Genomic DNA, 17,217 nt, shown 5'->3' with positions numbered 1-17,217 from the left:
CCGGTCAGCGCACGGTCCGGCGGGCGTAGAGCCGCTTCGCCCAGAGGTAGCTCACCAGCGCGATGGCGGCGCACCAGGCGGTGGCGACCACGGCGTTCGACCCGACCGGGCCGCCGGTCAGCAGACCACGCAGGGTCTCGATGATCGGGGTGAACGGCTGATACTCGGCGAACTGGCGTAGCCCGGCCGGCATCGACTCGGTGGGCACGAAAGCGCTGCCGAGGAACGGCAGGATCGTCAGCGGCATCGGCAGGTTGCTGGCCGTCTCGACGCTCTCGCTGACCAGGCCGAGAGCCACGGCCAGCCAGGTGAGGGCGAAGGTCGCCATGGCCAGCACCCCGGCGGTGGCGAGCCAGGCGAGTGGGCCGGCATCGGACCGGAAACCGACCAGCAGCGCGACACCGACCACCAGGACCAGGCTGAGCATCGTCTGGATCATGCTGCCGACCACATGACCGGTCAGCACCGAGCCACGGGCGATCGCCATGGTGCGGAACCGGGCGATGATCCCCTCGGTCATGTCGGTGGCTATCGATATCGCGGTGCCGTTGGCCGCGCCGGCCACGCCCATCAGCAGGATGCCGGGCACGACGTAGGTGAGGTACGCGGCCCGCCCGCCGGACGGCCCGCCGAGGCCGTTGCCCAGCGTGCCGCCGAAGACGTAGACGAAGAGCAGCAGGAACAGCACGGGCATGCCGGCGAGCATCAGGGTCAGCGAGGGGTAGCGCAGCATGTGTCGCAGGTTGCGGCGCAGCATCGTGCCCGAGTCGCGGACGGCGTACGAGAGTGTGGTCATCGCAGCGGAACCTTTTCCTTGGTGGGCTGGTTGGTCAGCGCCAGGAAGACGTCGTCGAGGTCGGGCGTGTGCACGGCGAGCGACTCGACGCCGATCGAGGCGTCGTCGAGCCGGTCGAGCAACACCCGCAGCGACGCGACCCCGCCGTCGCCGGGGACCTGCAGGGTGAGCTGGTCGGTGCCGGGGACGCCGCCGAGCAGGGACTCGGCCGCGGCGCGGTTCGCCGGGTCGGTGAACCGCAGGGCGATGTGCCCGCCCGGGACCAGGCGCTTGAGTTCGTCCGGGGTGCCCTCGGCGATCAGCCGGCCGTGGTCGAGCACGGCCACCCGGTCCGCGAGCTGGTCCGCCTCCTCCAGGTACTGGGTGGTGAGGAAGACGGTCATCCCGTCGGCGACGAGGTCGCGGACGATCTGCCACACCTCGCGTCGGCTGCGCGGATCGAGGCCGGTGGTCGGCTCGTCGAGGAAGAGCACGCGCGGCGTGCCGATCAACCCCATCGCCAGGTCGAGCCGGCGGCGCATGCCGCCCGAGTAGGTGGCGGCGGTCCTGCCGGCCGCCTCGACGAGGTCGAAGCGCGTCAGCAGCTCGCGGGTGCGTCGCCGGCCCTCGGCCCGGTCGAGGTGGTGCAGGTCGGCCATCAGGAGCAGGTTCTCCGTGCCGGTGAGCAGTCCGTCGACGGCGGCGAACTGGCCGGTCACGCCGATCGCCGCGCGTACCGCGTCGGGCTCCCGGGTCAGGTCGTGCCCGGCGACCCGGGCCACACCGTCGTCGGCCGGGATGAGCGTGGACAGGATCTGCACGGTGGTGGTCTTGCCGGCGCCGTTCGGGCCCAGCAGGGCGAAGATCGTTCCCGGTGCCACGGCCAGGTCGATGCCGTCGAGCACCACGTGGTCGCCGTAGGACTTGCGGAGCCCGGTGGCCGCGATCGCGGGCGGGGGTGAGGTGGTCATCGTGTCTCCTCTGGGCGGGGCGGGGTCAGCTGCGCCGGATGACAATGTCGCCGTACGAGGTGCGGGCCCGGACCTCGACGGTCCGTTCCTCCTGTGACGGGGTGTCGGAGGGCTCGATCTGGTTGCGTACGTTGCCGAAGGAGGTGTGCAGGTCCAGGAAGGCCGCGGTGCCGCCGTAGATGCCGATCTCGAGCTGGCCCATCGCGGTCTTCACCGAGACCGGCCCCTGGCGGACCTCTCCGATCCGGATGTCGCCGTTGGCGGTGGCGGCGGTGACGCCGGCCTTGGCACGGTCGACGGAGATGTCGCCGTTGGCCGCGTTCACCCGCAGGTCGCCGCCGACCGTGCCGACCCAGCTGTCGCCGTTGGAGTTCTTGATCACCGCGCCGCCGTCGACCTCGCCCAACCGGATCCGGCCGGTTCCGGTGCTCACCTCGGCGTGACCGGCGACGGAGGCCACCTCCACCGCGCCCGCGGCGGTGGAGAGGTCCAGCGGGCCGGTGTGGTCGGCTTGGATGTCGCCGGCGGAGGTCTTCAGCCGGCACTCGCCGAGGCGGCCGGTGCAGCGGAACGCGCCGACCGAGGCGTTGCCCTGGACCCGCGAGCCGGTCGGCAGGTCGATCGTCACGTCGATCGACCCGACCTTGCCGAACACGCCGCCGTCGCCGACCAGCTTGTGCATCAGCGTCCGTTGCCGCGGCCCCTTGACCACCAGCCTGCCGTCGGCGTACTCGACACGGGTCTGTTGTGCGGCCTGGACGTCGGCCTCCCTGCTGGCGTCGGTCGGGCGTATCTCGACGACCGTGGTGTCACGGTCGCCGGCCGCGATGCGGATGTCGCCGACGGCGATCTCCACGACGGCCTGGATCTGTTCCGGGGTGTTGAAGGTGGGCATGGCGGGATTCCTCCGGGGTTCGGGCGATGGGGGACGACGGTGCCGGGCGGTCAGCGGACCCAGCCGGTGTAGCGCTGGCCGCCGCGCGGGGCTCGCGCCGCCGGATGGCCCGGGGGCACGGAGTGCACGGCGGCCGTGGCGGCCCGGACGAGCCAGGCGTTGACCGAGAGCCCCTCCCGGCTCGCGGCCTCCTCGATCCGGCTCTTGAGCTGGTCTGGCAGCCGGAAACTGATCCGCGACACCGGGCCGTCCTCGGCGTCGGGGACGGTCGGGGCCTCAGCGCCGGAGCTGACCGGGCCGGCCTGGAACTGCGGCTCGACCGGCGGCGGCGTCACCACGAAGCTGGCCTCCCGGCCGCGTAGCCGCAGCTCGACCGAGCCCGGGGCGAGATCCCGGGTGATCTCGCCGGCCGCCGCGGACAGCGCCTCCAGCAGTGCCAGGCGGAAGGCCGACTCCATCGACCCGCTGAGCCGTTCGGCCAACGCGCGGACCTCGTCGCCGCCGAGTTCGGCGACGCCGGCCAGTTCCCGGCGGAGGCTGTCGACATACGACGTCAAATCCATGACGCCATCGTGGCATCATCATGGCGTCATGGCAAGTTCTATTGGCGTCACGTGGTGTCTCCATGGCGTCGGCTGTGGCGCCAGGGACGGACCGGCCGGTGGCCTGGACGTCACCGACTACCGGGGTTTACACCCCCGTCGTCCCGCTGGCCCGGGTGCTGAACGGGGTGGCCGAGCTGCGCCGGTCGCCCGGTCCGCCCGGCCACCGGCTGCCGCGGACACCCCGTGCAGGCGCCGGGCGACCGTCGCCGCGACCTGACGGAAGGCGAGTACGGCGGCACGCCGGTCGTGTCGCCGGGCCGCCGCGACAAAGGGCACCGGGGTGACCCCCGACAGTTCGATGAACCGCAGCTCCGCCAGGGGCGAGAGCCCGCGTACCGTGCGGGGACCCACGGCCACCAGCGACGGGTCCTGGAGGATCAGGTACGCGATCTCCGCCGGCGAGGTGACGGCCACCCCGCGCTGCTGCGGAGGGCAGCCGTCGCGGTGCTCGTTGAGCAGCCAGTAGTCGCGGATCGTCGGCACGTCCTCGATCCGGGGCATGGGCAGCGTGAGCACGTCCGCCAGCGACACCGCCTCCCCGGCGTCGGCCAGGGGATGCCGCACGTTCAGCCCGAGGACGCGGGGCTCGGCGAACAACACCGTCCAGTCGTGCCGTTCGGGATCCAGTGGCAGCCGGGTGAGCGCCACGTCGATCCGGTCCTCGATCAGGGCGGTGTACAGCCCGCCCACGGTCAGGTCGCGCAGGATCAGCCGTACCTCGGGGGCGGCCCGCTGCCAGGCGGGCAGGATCGACGGGATGAGGTCGCCGAACCCGCCGGCGCTGAAGCCGACGCGGAGCGTGCCGCCGACGCCGATCGTCTCCTGGGCCGCCCGTACGCCGTCGGCGACCTCGACCATGGCCCGCTGGGCCGGTTCGAGCAGCGCGAATCCGGCCTCGGTGAGCCGGACGCCGGTCGGCTCCCGGTGGAACAGGGGCGCGCCCACCGACCGCTCCACGGCGCGGATCTGCTGGCTCAGCGTCGGCTGACTGACATGCAGCAGCGCGGCGGCGCGGGAGAAGGAACGCTCCTCGGCGACGGCGAGGAAGTATCGGAGTTGACGAAGTTCCACCATGACGATCCCCCCTGCCCGGCCCCCCGGGCATCGACAGTCAGAAGATCTACCACCACTCATAGGCGCGTCCTATGGCCCATCGGTGTCGCGTCTTGGACAGCCCTCGCGGGCGGCCGAAGAATCAACGGCGGCGGTACCCGGAACCTCACCCGGGTCACCGCCGCCTGTCACATCGGCGACGAACGACGACCGGCCGTGACCACCGGGCCGGCACGAAAGGGGCTCCCATGAACGCAGCACCAGCCCGCACCATCCGGGCGGCCGCGACCGCCTTCACCATGCTGGCCGCCTCCCTCGGTGTGGTGGCCGTCGGAGCCACGCCGGCGGCGGCCGGGACGCAGGACATGTACACCGTCACGAAGTACTCGAACACCTTCAACGGCGGCTGTGAGGCGCAGGCGACCGTGTACTACTGGCCGGGCACCGACACCGCGTCGTTCACCACCAGGGTCACCAGCCCGTACCTGTTCGCGGCGTGCCGGGTGAACACCCACCTGTTCGTGCGGGGCAAGTCGACCCAGTGGACCAGCGCCACGCACTACACGATGGCGTGCGGGATCACCGACACGTCGTGCGCGTCCACCCAGACCACGACCGCCACCTACAACGGCGCCACGCCGAGCCTGACGGCGTACGTGGACAGCGTCAACGACGCGCTGGAGGCGATGGGCATGCCGCGGTCGATGAACCGCAAGACGGCGGTCGAGTCGATCGCGATCGAGTTCAGCAACGCGGGCTGACGCGGCGACCGGGCGGCCGGCACCCATGGGGGTGCCGGCCGTCGTCGGCGTCCCGGGGACGGATCGGCACCACCCGGTCCCGTCGTGCTACGCCCCGGTGACAACCGGACCGCGTCGGAAAGCGGCTGCGGGCGCGCCCGGCCCCGGTGGGCCGAAAGGGGGGTGACACCGCCACGTCGCCACCGGGCGGTGTCCGCCTCATAGGATGGGCGCTCTCGACGGGAGGAGCGACGTCATGACGCGGGTACGACGCGACGGCGGCGCGTGCGGCGCGACCCGCGCGCCGCGCGCCGGGGCGGCGCGGTGACGCCGCGCGGGTGGGCGCTACTCACGCTCGCCGGGCTCGTCGTCGCGCTGGTCGTCGCCGCTGCCCTGCTGGTGCCCTGGCACCGCCCGCCCGCCCCGCGCGCCGACCAGCTCGCCGCGCTGCGGTCCCTCCCGGTCGACCAGGTGGCCCGGGGCCGGGCGTTCCACGCCGCGCTGCGCCCCGCCGGGTGGGCGGCGCTCGCCGTCGGGCTGGTGGTGGCCCTGGCGTTCGGGCTCACCCCGGTCGGCAGTCGACTGGTGGAGCTGGCCGGCCGCCCGTTCAACGGGCACTGGGCCGCCCAGGCGGTGCTCGGCGGACTGGCCGTGATGCTCATCGCCGACCTGTTCACCCTGCCCTTCGCCGCGTGGCGGCACACCGTGCTCACCCGCTACGGGCTGAGCACCCAGGGCTGGGGCGGCTGGGGGGTCGACCTGCTCAAGTCGTACGCGGTCAGCGCGGTCATCGGCGCGCTGGTCCTGCTCGGCTTCTACTCGGTCGTCCGGATCGCGCCCCGCTGGTGGTGGGCGTTCGGCGCGGCCGGGGCGGCCGGGCTGGTGGTGCTGCTGTCGTTCGTGTTGCCGGTGCTGGTGGAGCCGGTGTTCAACCGGTTCACCCCGATGGAGGCCGGCCCGCTGCGCAGCGAGTTGATGAGCCTGGCCGCCCGGGACGGGGTGCCGGTCCGCGACGTGCTGGTCGCCGACGCGTCCCGGCGGACCCGCGCGGTCAACGCGTACGTCTCCGGGCTGGGACCCACCCGGCGGGTGGTGGTCTACGACACCCTGCTGCGCGAGGCCACCCCCGAAGAGGTGACCAGCGTGGTCGCCCACGAGCTGGGGCACGCCAAGGACCGCGACGTCTGGGTCGGCACGCTGGTCGGCGCGCTCGGCGCCGCCGCCGCGGTGGTGGCCCTCTACCTGATCGGCTCCTGGCCGCCGCTGCTGCGCCTGGCCGGAGTCGACTCGATCGCCCAGCCCCGGGCGTTCCCGCTGCTCATCGCGTTGATCACGGTGGCCGGGCTGGTGGCCACCCCGATGCAGGCACTGATGTCGCGGCGGGTGGAGGCCCGGGCGGACGCGCACGCGTTGGCGCTCACCGGCGACCCGGGCACCTTCGAGGCGATGCAGCGCCGTCTGGCCGGGGTCAACCTGGCCGACCCCGACCCGCCCCGCTGGGAGTACCGCTGGTCGGCGTCCCACCCGTCCACCGTGGAGCGGATGGCCGCCGCCCGCGCCTACGCCAGGGAGATCGGCAGATGAGCCGGACCTTGCTGATCACCAACGACTTCCCGCCCCGCCCCGGCGGCATCCAGTCCTTCGTACACAACCTCGCGGTGCGCCAGCCCCCGGGCTCGGTGGTGGTCTACGCGTCGAGCTGGCGGGGCGCCGCCAAGTTCGACGCCGACCAGCCCTTCGAGGTGATCCGGGAACGCACCAAGGTGCTGCTGCCCACCCCGCTGATCGCCCGCCGCGCCGCCAAGCTGGCCCGGGCGTACGACTGTGACACGGTCTGGTTCGGTGCGGCCGCCCCGCTGGGGCTGCTCGCGGCGGGGCTGCGCCGGCGCGCCGGGATCCGGCGGGCGGTGGCGCTGACCCACGGGCACGAGGCCGGCTGGGCGGCGCTGCCCGGCGCCCGGTCCGCGTTGCGCCGGATCGGCCAGGGCGTGGACGTGACCACCTACCTGGGCGAGTACACCCGGGTGCGGCTGGCCCGGGTGCTGGACGGGGTGACCGAGCTGTGCCGGCTCGCGCCGGGCGTCGACGTGGAGACCTACCATCCGACCGTCGACGGGGGGCGGGTGCGGCTGCGGCTGGGCCTGGCCGACCGGCCGGTCGTGGTGTGCGTCTCGCGCCTGGTGCCGCGTAAGGGACAGGACATGCTGATCCGGGCCATGCCGGAGATCCGCCGCCGGGTGCCGGATGCGGCGCTGCTGATCGTCGGCGGCGGGCCGTACCGGGCGACGCTGGAGAAGCTGGCCCGGCAGACCGGGGTGGAGCGGGACGTGGTCTTCACCGGCTCGGTGCCGTCGGCCGAGCTGCCCGCCCACTACGCGGCCGGCGATGTCTACGCCATGCCCTGTCGTACCCGCAACCGGGGTCTGGACGTGGAGGGCCTGGGCATCGTCTACCTGGAGGCCAGCGCGACCGGGCTGCCGGTGGTCGCCGGGGACTCCGGCGGCGCGCCCGACGCCGTCCGCGAGGGGGAGACCGGGTACGTGGTCCGGGGTCGCGACGTGGCCCAGCTCGCCGACCGGGTGGCGACGCTGCTCGCCGACCGGGATCTGGCCCGCCAGTTCGGCGCGGCGGGTCGCGCGTGGGTGGAGAAGGAGTGGCGCTGGGAGGCCCAGGCGGAACGGATGGCCGCCCTGCTCGCCGGCTGATCCGCCTGCCGCGCCATCCCGCCGACTTGATCAGCTCCGGGTGCGGCAAGTGGTGGTCTCGTTGCCCGATTTGATCACAAGATGCCGCACATTGAGTCGATCAAGCCGGGCGTGTGCGGTCAGGCCAGGGCGGGAAGGGCCGCGTGGGCGGGGGCGGGGCGGCCGAAGTGCCAGCCCTGCCCGGCGTCGCAGCCGATCGCCCGCAGCCGGTCCGCCTGTTCGGCGGTCTCCACGCCCTCGGCGGTGACGGTCAGGTCGAGCGCGTGGGCGAGCGAGACCAGCGACGCGAGGATCCGTTCGTCGGTACGGCTGCCCGGATCGGCGGCCGGGGCGCGGAGCCCGGCGACGAACTCGCCGGCCACCTTCAGCTCGGTGACCGGCAGGTCCCGCAGGTACGCCAGGTTGCAGTAGCCGGTGCCGAAGTCGTCGATGGCGATCCGGCACCCGAGCTCCTTGAGCACCCGCAGGGCGCGGACCGGCTCGGCCACCGTGCTCATCATGGTGCTCTCGGTGACCTCCAACTGGAGTCGCTCCGGGGGCAGCCCGGTCCGCCCGAGCACGCCCTGCACCTCCTGCACCAGTCCGGGCCGGTGCAACTGGCGGACGGCCAGGTTGACGCTGACGAACGGCGGGTCGTCACCGGCCCAGGTGCGGGCCTCCCGGCAGGCCTCGGCGAGCACCCAGCCGCCCAGCCGTACGATCAGCCCGGTCTCCTCGGCCAGCCCGATGAAGCTGTCCGGCCGGAGCACGCCCAGCTCCGGGTGGCGCCAGCGGACCAGCGCCTCCATGCCGAGCACCCGGCCGTCGCGCAGCGAGGTCAGCGGCTGGTAGTCGAGGTAGAACTCGCCTCGGTCCAGGGCGGCGGGGATGGCCGCGGAGAGGGCGTACCGGGCCAGCTCGCGGCGGTTGCGGTCGGCGTCGAAGATCGACCAGCGGGCCCCGCCGGCCGCCTTCGCCCAGTGCAGGGTGCTGTCCGCGGCCCGCATCAGCTCCACCGGCGTGGTGCCGGCCACCGGCCGCTCCACGATGCCGATGCTGGCCGACACGGTCAGCTCGTGCCCTTCGACGAGCGCCGGCTCGCTCACCGCCGCGAGAGCGGCCTCGGCGACCTTGACCGCGTCCTCCGTGCAGCCGGTCCGTTCGACCAGGATGACGAACTCGTCGCCGCCGAGCCGGGCCACCAGGTGCTCACCGAGCGCCCGACGCAGCCGCTGCGCCACCGACACCAGCAGCGAGTCGCCGACCTGGTGGCCGAGGGTGTCGTTGACCACCTTGAACCGGTCGAGGTCGAGGAAGCAGACCCCGATCCGGTCGGCGCCCCGACCGGGATCGTCGAGCGCGGCGGTGAGCCGCTCGGTGAACAGGGTGCGGTTGGGCAGATCGGTCAGCGGGTCGTGGGTGGCCTGGTGCCGGAAGCGGGCCTCGCTGTCCCGCAGCGCCCGTTCGGCCTGTGCCCGGGCCACCATCGCGGCCCGCAGGATGGACTCCTGCTCGTCCAGGGTGCGGTCGCGCAGGGCGCGGGCGTACCCGGTGGCGACCGTGGCGAGCAGCCGGGCCATCCGGTCCTCGACATCGCCGTCGAGCAGGCCGAGGTCACGGACCAGGCGGAGCTGGATCACCTCGATGGTGCGGCCCAACCCCTCGGCGGAGGCGATGTGCGCCTGCACCAGTTCGGCGCCGACCTGCTGGCCGACGCGTAGGTCGAACGGCTCGGTCCGGATCGCCACGGCGAGCCGCTCGGTGAGCCGCTGGAGCAGGGCCTCGAGCTGGGCCTGGGTCATCGGCAGGTAACTGGTTCCGGAGACCGCCTTGGCCCAGGCCCGCGCGAAGCTGTCGGGGCAGGAGCGGGTCGCGGTGGCGCTGCTACCCACCGAGCCGCCCGACGCCGCCCAGGAAGACCGCCTGCGCGGCGTTCTCCGCCTGCTCCGGCGTCTCCGGGCGCCACTGTGGCACCCAGACCACGCCCGGGTCGACCAGCTCGAAGCCGTCGAAGAGCGCGGTCAGCTCGGCCCGGCTGCGGATCCAGAGCTGACTGTCGGTGCGGCGGTAGACCTGTTCGGCCTCGGCCCGCTCACCCGTCTCGGTACGGCCGTCGTCGCTGGCCTGGGACATGACCAGGTAACTGCCGGGGGCCAGGGCCGAGCGCAACGTCCCCAGGATCTCCTCCGGCCGGTCCGCGTCGGGGATGAAGTGCAGCACCGCCACGATCATCACGGCGACCGGCTGGGTGAAGTCCAGCAGCCGGGTGACCTCGGGGTGGCCGAGGATCGCCGCCGGGTGGCGGAGGTCCTCCCGGACCACCGTGGCCTGGTCGTTGCCGGCCAGGATCTCCCGGCTGTGCGCCACCGCGACCGGGTCGACGTCGACGTAGACCACCCGGCACTCCGGGTCGACCCGCTGGGCGATCTCGTGCACGTTGCCCACGGTCGGGATACCGGAGCCGATGTCGAGGAACTGGCGTACGCCCGACTCGACCAGGAACTGCACCGCCCGGCGGAGGAACGCCCGGTTGGCCTGGGCCATCAGCGGGGCCTCCGGCACGGCGTCCACCATGGCTCGGGCGGCGGCCCGGTCGGCGGCGAAGTTGTGCGAGCCGCCGAGGTAGTAGTCGTACATGCGGGCGACGCTCGGGCGGTCGATGTCGATCGTGTCGGGTGCCCAGTCCGGCCGCTGCATGGCTCGCCCCTTTTGTGTCAACAGCGCGCGGGCTCGCCCCACGCTGGCCATCCGGGTATTCTGCCCGCCCGTCCTCCCGGTGCAAAGACCACCGTCGCTACGCGGTCGGCCCTTCACCGTACGTGGTGGCAAACTGCCTGGAATGCCGGGAAGGCCCGGGTCCGGGGCGCGGACGCGGGCCTTTCCCGTCGAGCTTGTCGGACAGCCGTCAGAACTTGGGCGCGTCCGGGGCCTCCAGCAGGCCCAGCCGCAGCGCCGTCATCAGCGCCTGGGCCCGGTTGGCGGCGCCCAGCTTCTCGTAGAGCTTGGAGATGTGCGTCTTGGCGGTCGACTCGCTGACGAACAGCTGCTTGGCGATGCCGGCGACGCTCATGCCGTCGGCGAGCAGCCGCAGCACCTGGCCCTCCCGCGGGGAGAGCTGCGGGCCGGACGGGGCGAGCCGCCGCTTCATCGCCTCGGCCAGATCGGCCGCGGTGAACGCGCTGGGCGAGGAGGCGGCGTGCCGGGCGGCGGCCACCACCTCGTCGGCCGGGGCGGTCTTCGGCACGAACGCGCTCGCCCCCGCCTCCAGGGCCCCGAAGAGCTGGTCGTCGCCGGCGTACATGGTGAGCACGACGATGCCCATCGACGCACTGGACTTGCGCAGGGCGCGGGTGGCCTCCAGGCCACTGCCGTCGGGCAGCCGCAGATCCATGATCACGACGTCCGGCTGGAGCGCGCCGGCCTGCCGTACGCCTTCCGCGGCCGTGGCGGCCTCGCCCACGACCTCGAACTGCCGGTCCCGCTCGAAGGCGTGCCGCAGTCCCTTCCGGATGAGGTCGTGATCGTCGACAAGGAGAACCTTGGTCCGGGTGGCCGGTGTCGGGCTAGTGGTCATCCTCGGGTTACTCCCCTTCTGCTGCTGCTGCGGCGCTGCCGCGCACCATATCGCGCCGGGGCGAGGAGCCGATTACCACCGCCACGGTGGTACCGCTGGGTCGCCGCGGCCTGATCTCCAGCCGGCCCCGGATACGTTCCGCCCTCTCGGCCATGATCGCAAGGCCGTAGTGCCCGTCGGGGCGCTGGTCACCGATGCCGTGACCGTCATCCGACACTTCGATCTGCGCGTACGGGGGGTCCACCTCGCACGTGACCCACAGGTTCGCCGCCCCGGCGTGCTTGCGCGCGTTGGTCACCGCCTCCTGGGCGATCCGCAACAGCTCGGCCTCGGTGGCGGCGGGCAGCCGGGCGGTGGACTCGTCCAGGGACAGGTGCACCCGCAGGCCGCCGGCCGCGCCGACGGTGCGGGCGTACTCGGCGATCGCGGCGGCCAGCCCGCCGTGCCGGTCCACCTCGCTGCGCAGCTCGAACAGGCTCAGCCGCAGCTCGGTGATCACCCGGGTGACCTCGTGCCGCAGCGTCCGCAGGCTCTCGGCGGTCTCCTCGGCGTCGTCGTGCACGGTGGCCAGGGCGTTGTCGATGCCGTACCCGACCATCACCAGCTCCTGGGCGACCCCGTCATGGATCTCCCGGGCCAGTCGCTGCCGTTCCTCGTTGGTGGCCAGCGACCGGACCTCGTCGAAGAGCAGCGCGGCCTCCAGCCGCAGCGCCGCCGGGCCGGTCAGCGCGGTCACCCGGGAGACCACCGGCGGCGGGTACGCGTGCGCGGTGTCCGCCTCGACGACCACCAGACCGACCGTCCGCACCCCGGCCACCAGCGGCACGATCAGCGCGGAGACCTCCCCGGAGTGCAGGGAGCGGGCCTGCGAGCGGGTCGAGGTCTGCGGCTGCTGGCTGGCCCAGGCGTCGGCGATCGCCGAGTCCGCGTCGAGCGTGGTCTCCCAGTCCACCCGATCCGCGCCCAGCTGGGCGAGCACCACCAGCCGGCCGGCCCCGCCGGCGGACAGCACCGCCCCCCGGTCGGTCTTCGCCACCACCCGCAGCTCCTCCAGCAGGTGCTCGGAGATGCCGCCCGGGTCGAGCGTGGCGCCGGGCAGCTGGCGGGCGACCGTACGGAGCTGGGTCAGCAGCCGGGTCGCCTCCGCGTACGGCTGCGGCTTGCCCTCGCCCCGGACCCGCATCACCCGCTGGAGCATGCCGGCCGTGTAGAGGCCGAGGGCGGCCAGGATCAGCCACTGGGCGCAGACCGCGAGGTAGCCGAGCTGGCCGAGCTGCCGCCCGTCGCCGACGTCGGTGACGGCCGCGCTGACCACCAGGGTGGCCGCGACCACGGCGAGCAGGGCCGCGCCCTCCCGGAACCGGCGGCGCAGCGCGGCCACGGTGACCGGCACGGCGAGATACGGCAGCACCGCCGAGGCGCCCACCCCGCCGGTCACCCCGTTCAGGTGGGTGTCGGCAGCCACCTTGCTGGCGGCCAGGCCGAGGACCACCACCTCGGCGAAGTGGCTGAGCGGGCCGAGCAGCCGGTGCTGCGGGGCCAGCACCGCGGGCAGCCCGGCGAGGCCCAGCAGGGCGATCCACCAGAGCTGGGACACGTCGCGGGTGGCGAACAGGGTCAGGGCGGCGACCAGCGCGAGGAGGACCACCCGCGCGGCCGCCGCGAGGGGCTGCGTCTGCGGTTGGCTCGATGTCGAGGCGGGCACGTGACGGATGGTAGTCAGCGCTGGTAGATCTCCGCGATCTCCGCGGCGTACGTCTTCTGCACGACCTGGCGCTTCACCTTGAGCGACGGGGTCAGCTCGCCGGTGGCCTCGGTGAAGTCCTGCGGCAAAATCCGGAACACCTTGATCGCCTCGGCCTTGGAGACCGACTGGTTGGCCTGGTCGATCGCGCCCTGGATCTCGGCCCGCAGCGCCTCGTCGTCGCGCAGCTCCGCGACGCTGGTGGTCTCCGGCCGGCCGTGTGCGGCCAACCACCTCGGCAGCGCCTCCTCGTCGACGGTGACCAGCGCCGCGATGAACGGCTGCCGGTCGCCGACCACCAGGCACTGGCTGATCAGCGGGTGGGCCCGGACCTGGTCCTCCAGCACCGCCGGGGCGACGTTCTTGCCGCCCGCGGTCACGATGATCTCCTTCTTGCGGCCGGTGATGCACAGGTAGCCGTCCTCGTCGAGGTGGCCGAGATCACCGGTGCGGAACCAGCCGTCCGAGGTGAGCACCTCCGCGGTGGCCGTGTCGTTGCGCCAGTATCCCCGGAACACGAGCTCGCCGGAGATCAGGATCTCGCCGTCGTCCTCGATCCGGATGGTGACCCCGGGCAACGGGCGGCCCACGGTGCCGATCCGGGTGGCGGTCGGCAGGTTCGCGGCGGCGGCGGGGGAGGTCTCGGTCAGACCGTAGCCCTCGGAGATGTTCACCCCGACACCCCGGAAGAAGTGCCCCAACCGGGCGCCGAGCGGCGCCCCGCCGGAGATGGCGTCCCGGCACCGGCCGCCCAGCGCCGCCCGCAGCCTGCGGTAGACCAGCTTGTCGAAGAGCAGGTGCTGGGCGCGCAGCGCCAGGCCCGGCCCGTTGGTGGTCTCCAGCGCCTCGCTGTACGCGATGGCGACCTTCTCGGCCCGGTCGAAGATCCGGCCCTTCCCCTCGGCCTCGGCCTTCTGCCGCGCGCCGTTGTAGACCTTCTCGAAGACCCGGGGTACGGAGAGCACGAACGTCGGCTTGAACTCCTGCAACTCGGCGACCAGGTTCTTGGTGTCCGCGCAGTGCGCCAGGGTGGCCCGGGCCTGCACCACGCCGATCTGGATGAGCCGGGCGAAGGCGTGGGCGAGCGGCAGGAACAGCAGGGTGGAGGAGCTCTGCCGGAACAGGTTCGGCAGCACCGGCACCGCGTTGGCGATGTCGGCGTACATGTTGCGGTGGGTCAGCACACAGCCCTTGGGGCGGCCGGTCGTGCCGCTGGTGTAGATGATGGTGGCGATGTCGTCGGCCTTGGTCGTCGAGCGGCGTACCTCGATCTCGGCCGGGTCGACCGACTCGCCGGCCGTGATCAGCTCGTCCACCGCGCCCAGCTCGATCTGCCAGACCTGGCGCAGCTCGGGGAACCGGTCCCGCACCCCGTCGACCAGGCTGGCGTGCGCCGGGGTCTCGACCACCGCGGCCACCGCCCCCGAGTCGGCGAGGATCCACGCGGCCTGGTCGGCGCTGGACGTCTCGTAGATCGGCACGGTGACCGCGCCGGCGGCCCAGATCGCGTAGTCGATCAGGGTCCACTCGTAGCGGGTACGGCTCATCAGCGCGACCCGGTCACCGGGAGAGATGCCGGCGGCGACGAGGCCCCGGGCCACCGCGACCACCTCGTCGCGGAACTGCCGGCAGGTGACCTCCGTCTGGGCGTGCTCCGCACCGCAGCCGCGCCGGACGAACTGCACGGTGTCGGGGGCGACCTCGGCGTTTTCCCAGACCGGATGGGTCAGGTTGGCCGAGTCGCCGACGGTGACGATCGGCGGAACGGAGAACTCACGCACCTGCACTCCCTCGTGCTCGCACTGGCCGGGCCGGCCGTGGGCGGCCCTGTCGAAACCTACCCGTCCCGTCGGCGGGTTGACGTGGGAGGCTGCCGGCCCGGCTGGTGGGACGGCCACCGTGGGACGGCCACCGGCGGCTCGGCACGACACCCGGCGGGGGTGGAGCGGGGCGCGCGGGGCCCGCGCCGGGTAGCCTCCCCCCATGGCGGACTCCTCCACCCAGTCGATCATCATCGGCGCGCCACCGGACCGGGTGGCCGCGGTCATCTGCGACTTCCCCCGCTATCCAGAGTGGGCCGAGGCGATCCGGCGGGCGGAGGTGGTCGAGGAGTACGAGGACGGCTACGCCAGCCAGGTCCGGTTCACCATCGACGCCGGCGTCATGGCCGACGAGTACGTGCTGGCCTACGAGTACGCCGAGGACCTCTCCCGGATCGAGTGGCATCTGGTGGCGCCCTCGAAGATGCAGACGTCCCAGCGCGGGTCGTACGACCTGGTCGGCAACCCGGACGGCACCACCACGGTGACCTACACCCTTGAGGTGGAGCTCTCCGTGGCCATGCTCGGCATGTTTCGCCGCAAGGCCGAGAAGATGATCATGGACGCGGCGTTGAAGCAGCTCAAGCGCCGGGTAGAAGCACCCGGTGCGGCCCACTGACCCGACCGGCGATCCGGTCGCCACTCCAGAGGAGCCGACTGATGGGCACCACTGATCCGGGTTCGGCCCGGGAGGAGGCCGAGCGCCTCGTCGCCATGCTGCTGGCCACCGCCCGGCTGGCCGCCGCCGGACCCGGCGCGGGGCCCTGGGGTCCGCTCGGTGGGATGCTGGCGGGTGTGCTCGGTCACACCGAGGGTGGCGCCGGTGCTGGTGACCAGGCTGCGGCGTCGCCGGGGGCGGCGACGGGAGGTGCCGGTTTCGCCACTGGCTCGCCCGAGTGCTGCGTATGCCCGGTCTGTCGGGGTATCGCTGCGTTACGGGATCCGAGTCCGGAATTCGCCGAGCGGCTCGCCACCGGCGCCGGCGACCTCGCCGCCGGCGTGGCCAGTCTGCTGCGCGCCTTCGCCCCGGCCGAGTCCGCCGCGCCCACCGAGCCGGCCGGCGCCGCCGGGGCGGCCGGGACCCCGACGGAGGACCACGTCTGGCGCGAGGCGACCCGTACCGGGCATGATTCTCAGCCGGCACCCGAGCAGGACGTGTGGTCCGCCGCCACCCGGGAGGAGGGCGCGGTCGCTCCGGGTGCCGTCGTGCCGCCCGCCGACGCCGCCGGGCCGGACGCGCCGGCACCGCGCCGGCCGCCGGCCGGCCGTCCCGTGGTGCCCGCCTCGCGGGCGTCCGGCGAAGTGGGCGAGGACGCACCAGGCGACGGGGCCTGACCACCGGACATCCCGGCAGCGCACGGCCGGCTCGGCCGATGTCGGGCAGCACAGCAGAGGGGAGTGGCAGCGGTGACGCTGACCATCGGAGTCGACGTCGGTGGCACGAAGGTGGCCGGCGGTGTCGTGGACGACACCGGCAAGGTTCTCGTGCAGGCCCGACGGGACACCCCCGCCGACGACGTGGCCAAGACCCGGGACGTCATCATCGAGGTGGTCACCGAGCTGGGCACCGGTCGGAGCATCGAGGCGGTCGGCATCGGCGCGGCCGGCTGGATCGACGCGGCCCGCGCCACCGTGCTCTTCGCGCCCAACCTGGCCTGGCGCGACGAGCCGCTGCGCGACTACGTCAGCGCCGCCACCGGCCTGCCGGTGATCGTGGAGAACGACGCGAACGTGGCCGCCTGGGCGGAGTTCCGCTACGGCGCGGGCCGGTCCGCCGACGACTCGATGGTCATGTTCACCATCGGCACCGGCGTCGGCGGCGGCATCGTGCTCGGCGGCGAGCTGCTGCGCGGGGCCAACGGCATCGCCGCCGAACTCGGCCACATGCTCACCGTGCCGGACGGCCACCAGTGCGGCTGCGGCCGGCTGGGCTGCATCGAGCAGTACGCCAGCGGCAGCGCCCTGGTCCGCTTCGCCCGCGCCGCCGCCCGCCAGGAGCCGCACCGGGCCACCGCCCTGTTGGAGCTGGCCGGTGGCGAGGCCGACACCATCACCGGGCCGATGGTGACCGCCGCGGCGCAGGGCGGCGACCCGGTCTCCGCCGAGGCGTTCGCCCAGGTCGGCCGCTGGCTCGGCACCAGCCTCGCGGACATGGCGCAGATCCTCGACCCGCAGGTGCTGGTCGTCGGCGGTGGCGTGGTGGAAGCCGGCGACCTGCTGATGGGGCCGACCCGGCGGTCGTACCGTGACGCGCTCGCCCAGCGCAGCCGGCTGCCCGTCGCCGAGGTCCGCCCGGCCGAGCTGGGCAACGCCGCCGGCGTCATCGGGGCCGCCGACCTGGCCCGGCGGATCTGAG

Annotated in this window: 16 protein-coding genes; 6 read left to right on the top strand and 10 right to left on the bottom strand. The window is 73.4% G+C overall.

The annotated features are described in order from the left end of the window. Window positions 1–4: 4 nt before the first annotated feature. From GA0070604_RS23155 to GA0070604_RS23135, 5 genes are all read right to left on the bottom strand, one after another. Window positions 5–796 (bottom strand): ABC transporter permease, encoded by a 792-nt coding sequence (locus GA0070604_RS23155; protein WP_091122475.1) that lies wholly within the window; start codon window positions 794–796, stop codon window positions 5–7. Continuing rightward, window positions 793–1,746, bottom strand: coding sequence for an ATP-binding cassette domain-containing protein (locus tag GA0070604_RS23150; RefSeq protein WP_091122471.1), 954 nt, complete (start codon window positions 1,744–1,746; stop codon window positions 793–795). The genes GA0070604_RS23155 and GA0070604_RS23150 overlap by 4 nt, the downstream gene beginning before the upstream one ends. Window positions 1,747–1,771: 25 nt before the next feature. Further along, the gene (locus tag GA0070604_RS23145; protein WP_091122467.1) at window positions 1,772–2,641 is read right to left on the bottom strand and encodes a DUF4097 family beta strand repeat-containing protein; all 870 of its coding nucleotides are present in this window, start codon (window positions 2,639–2,641) and stop codon (window positions 1,772–1,774) included. A gap of 50 nt (window positions 2,642–2,691) precedes the next feature. Then, window positions 2,692–3,204, bottom strand: a complete 513-nt coding sequence (locus GA0070604_RS23140; protein WP_091122463.1) for a hypothetical protein — start codon at window positions 3,202–3,204, stop codon at window positions 2,692–2,694. A gap of 117 nt (window positions 3,205–3,321) precedes the next feature. Continuing rightward, window positions 3,322–4,320 (bottom strand): LysR family transcriptional regulator, encoded by a 999-nt coding sequence (locus tag GA0070604_RS23135; protein WP_167363562.1) that lies wholly within the window; start codon window positions 4,318–4,320, stop codon window positions 3,322–3,324. A 227-nt stretch (window positions 4,321–4,547) separates the two neighbouring features. Here GA0070604_RS23135 and GA0070604_RS23130 point away from each other — a divergent pair, with 227 nt between their 5' ends. From GA0070604_RS23130 to GA0070604_RS23120, 3 genes are all read left to right on the top strand, one after another. Continuing rightward, entirely contained in the window at window positions 4,548–5,060 is a 513-nt protein-coding gene (locus tag GA0070604_RS23130; protein ID WP_091122454.1) for a hypothetical protein, read from the top strand. Window positions 5,061–5,363: 303 nt separating this feature from the next. Beyond that, entirely contained in the window at window positions 5,364–6,623 is a 1,260-nt protein-coding gene (locus tag GA0070604_RS23125) for a M48 family metallopeptidase (RefSeq protein ID WP_091127351.1), read from the top strand. Beyond that, window positions 6,620–7,744, top strand: coding sequence for a glycosyltransferase family 4 protein (locus GA0070604_RS23120; protein WP_091122450.1), 1,125 nt, complete (start codon window positions 6,620–6,622; stop codon window positions 7,742–7,744). The genes GA0070604_RS23125 and GA0070604_RS23120 overlap by 4 nt, the downstream gene beginning before the upstream one ends. Window positions 7,745–7,863: 119 nt before the next feature. Here GA0070604_RS23120 and GA0070604_RS23115 read toward each other — a convergent pair whose 3' ends face one another. The 5 genes from GA0070604_RS23115 to GA0070604_RS23095 all read right to left on the bottom strand — a co-directional run bounded on the left by GA0070604_RS23115 (window position 7,864) and on the right by GA0070604_RS23095 (window position 14,822). Continuing rightward, window positions 7,864–9,525 carry a putative bifunctional diguanylate cyclase/phosphodiesterase gene (locus GA0070604_RS23115; RefSeq protein WP_244162232.1) on the bottom strand — a complete coding sequence of 554 codons (1,662 nt, stop codon included), beginning with the start codon at window positions 9,523–9,525 and terminating at the stop codon, window positions 7,864–7,866. A gap of 82 nt (window positions 9,526–9,607) precedes the next feature. Further along, window positions 9,608–10,420 carry an SAM-dependent methyltransferase gene (locus GA0070604_RS23110; protein ID WP_091122442.1) on the bottom strand — a complete coding sequence of 271 codons (813 nt, stop codon included), beginning with the start codon at window positions 10,418–10,420 and terminating at the stop codon, window positions 9,608–9,610. A 208-nt stretch (window positions 10,421–10,628) separates the two neighbouring features. Continuing rightward, window positions 10,629–11,297 carry a response regulator transcription factor gene (locus GA0070604_RS23105; protein WP_007072219.1) on the bottom strand — a complete coding sequence of 223 codons (669 nt, stop codon included), beginning with the start codon at window positions 11,295–11,297 and terminating at the stop codon, window positions 10,629–10,631. A 7-nt stretch (window positions 11,298–11,304) separates the two neighbouring features. Continuing rightward, window positions 11,305–13,002 carry a GAF domain-containing sensor histidine kinase gene (locus GA0070604_RS23100; protein WP_091122438.1) on the bottom strand — a complete coding sequence of 566 codons (1,698 nt, stop codon included), beginning with the start codon at window positions 13,000–13,002 and terminating at the stop codon, window positions 11,305–11,307. Between the two features lie 14 nt (window positions 13,003–13,016). Then, complete coding sequence (locus tag GA0070604_RS23095) at window positions 13,017–14,822, bottom strand: AMP-dependent synthetase/ligase (RefSeq protein ID WP_091127350.1); 1,806 nt, start codon at window positions 14,820–14,822, stop codon at window positions 13,017–13,019. 202 nt (window positions 14,823–15,024) lie between these two features. Between GA0070604_RS23095 and GA0070604_RS23090 the strand changes: the two genes are divergently transcribed. The 3 genes from GA0070604_RS23090 (at window position 15,025) to GA0070604_RS23080 (ending at window position 17,216) form a co-directional block, all read left to right on the top strand. Continuing rightward, entirely contained in the window at window positions 15,025–15,480 is a 456-nt protein-coding gene (locus GA0070604_RS23090; protein ID WP_091122435.1) for an SRPBCC family protein, read from the top strand. Between the two features lie 41 nt (window positions 15,481–15,521). Then, the gene (locus tag GA0070604_RS23085) at window positions 15,522–16,196 is read left to right on the top strand and encodes a hypothetical protein (protein WP_091122432.1); all 675 of its coding nucleotides are present in this window, start codon (window positions 15,522–15,524) and stop codon (window positions 16,194–16,196) included. Between the two features lie 63 nt (window positions 16,197–16,259). Next, complete coding sequence (locus GA0070604_RS23080; protein ID WP_208602153.1) at window positions 16,260–17,216, top strand: ROK family glucokinase; 957 nt, start codon at window positions 16,260–16,262, stop codon at window positions 17,214–17,216. Window position 17,217: the final 1 nt, after the last annotated feature.

Source organism: Micromonospora eburnea (genome assembly GCF_900090225.1).
Classification (GTDB): Bacteria; Actinomycetota; Actinomycetes; order Mycobacteriales; family Micromonosporaceae; genus Micromonospora; species Micromonospora eburnea.
This window is presented reverse-complemented; position numbering and strand designations above follow the sequence as displayed.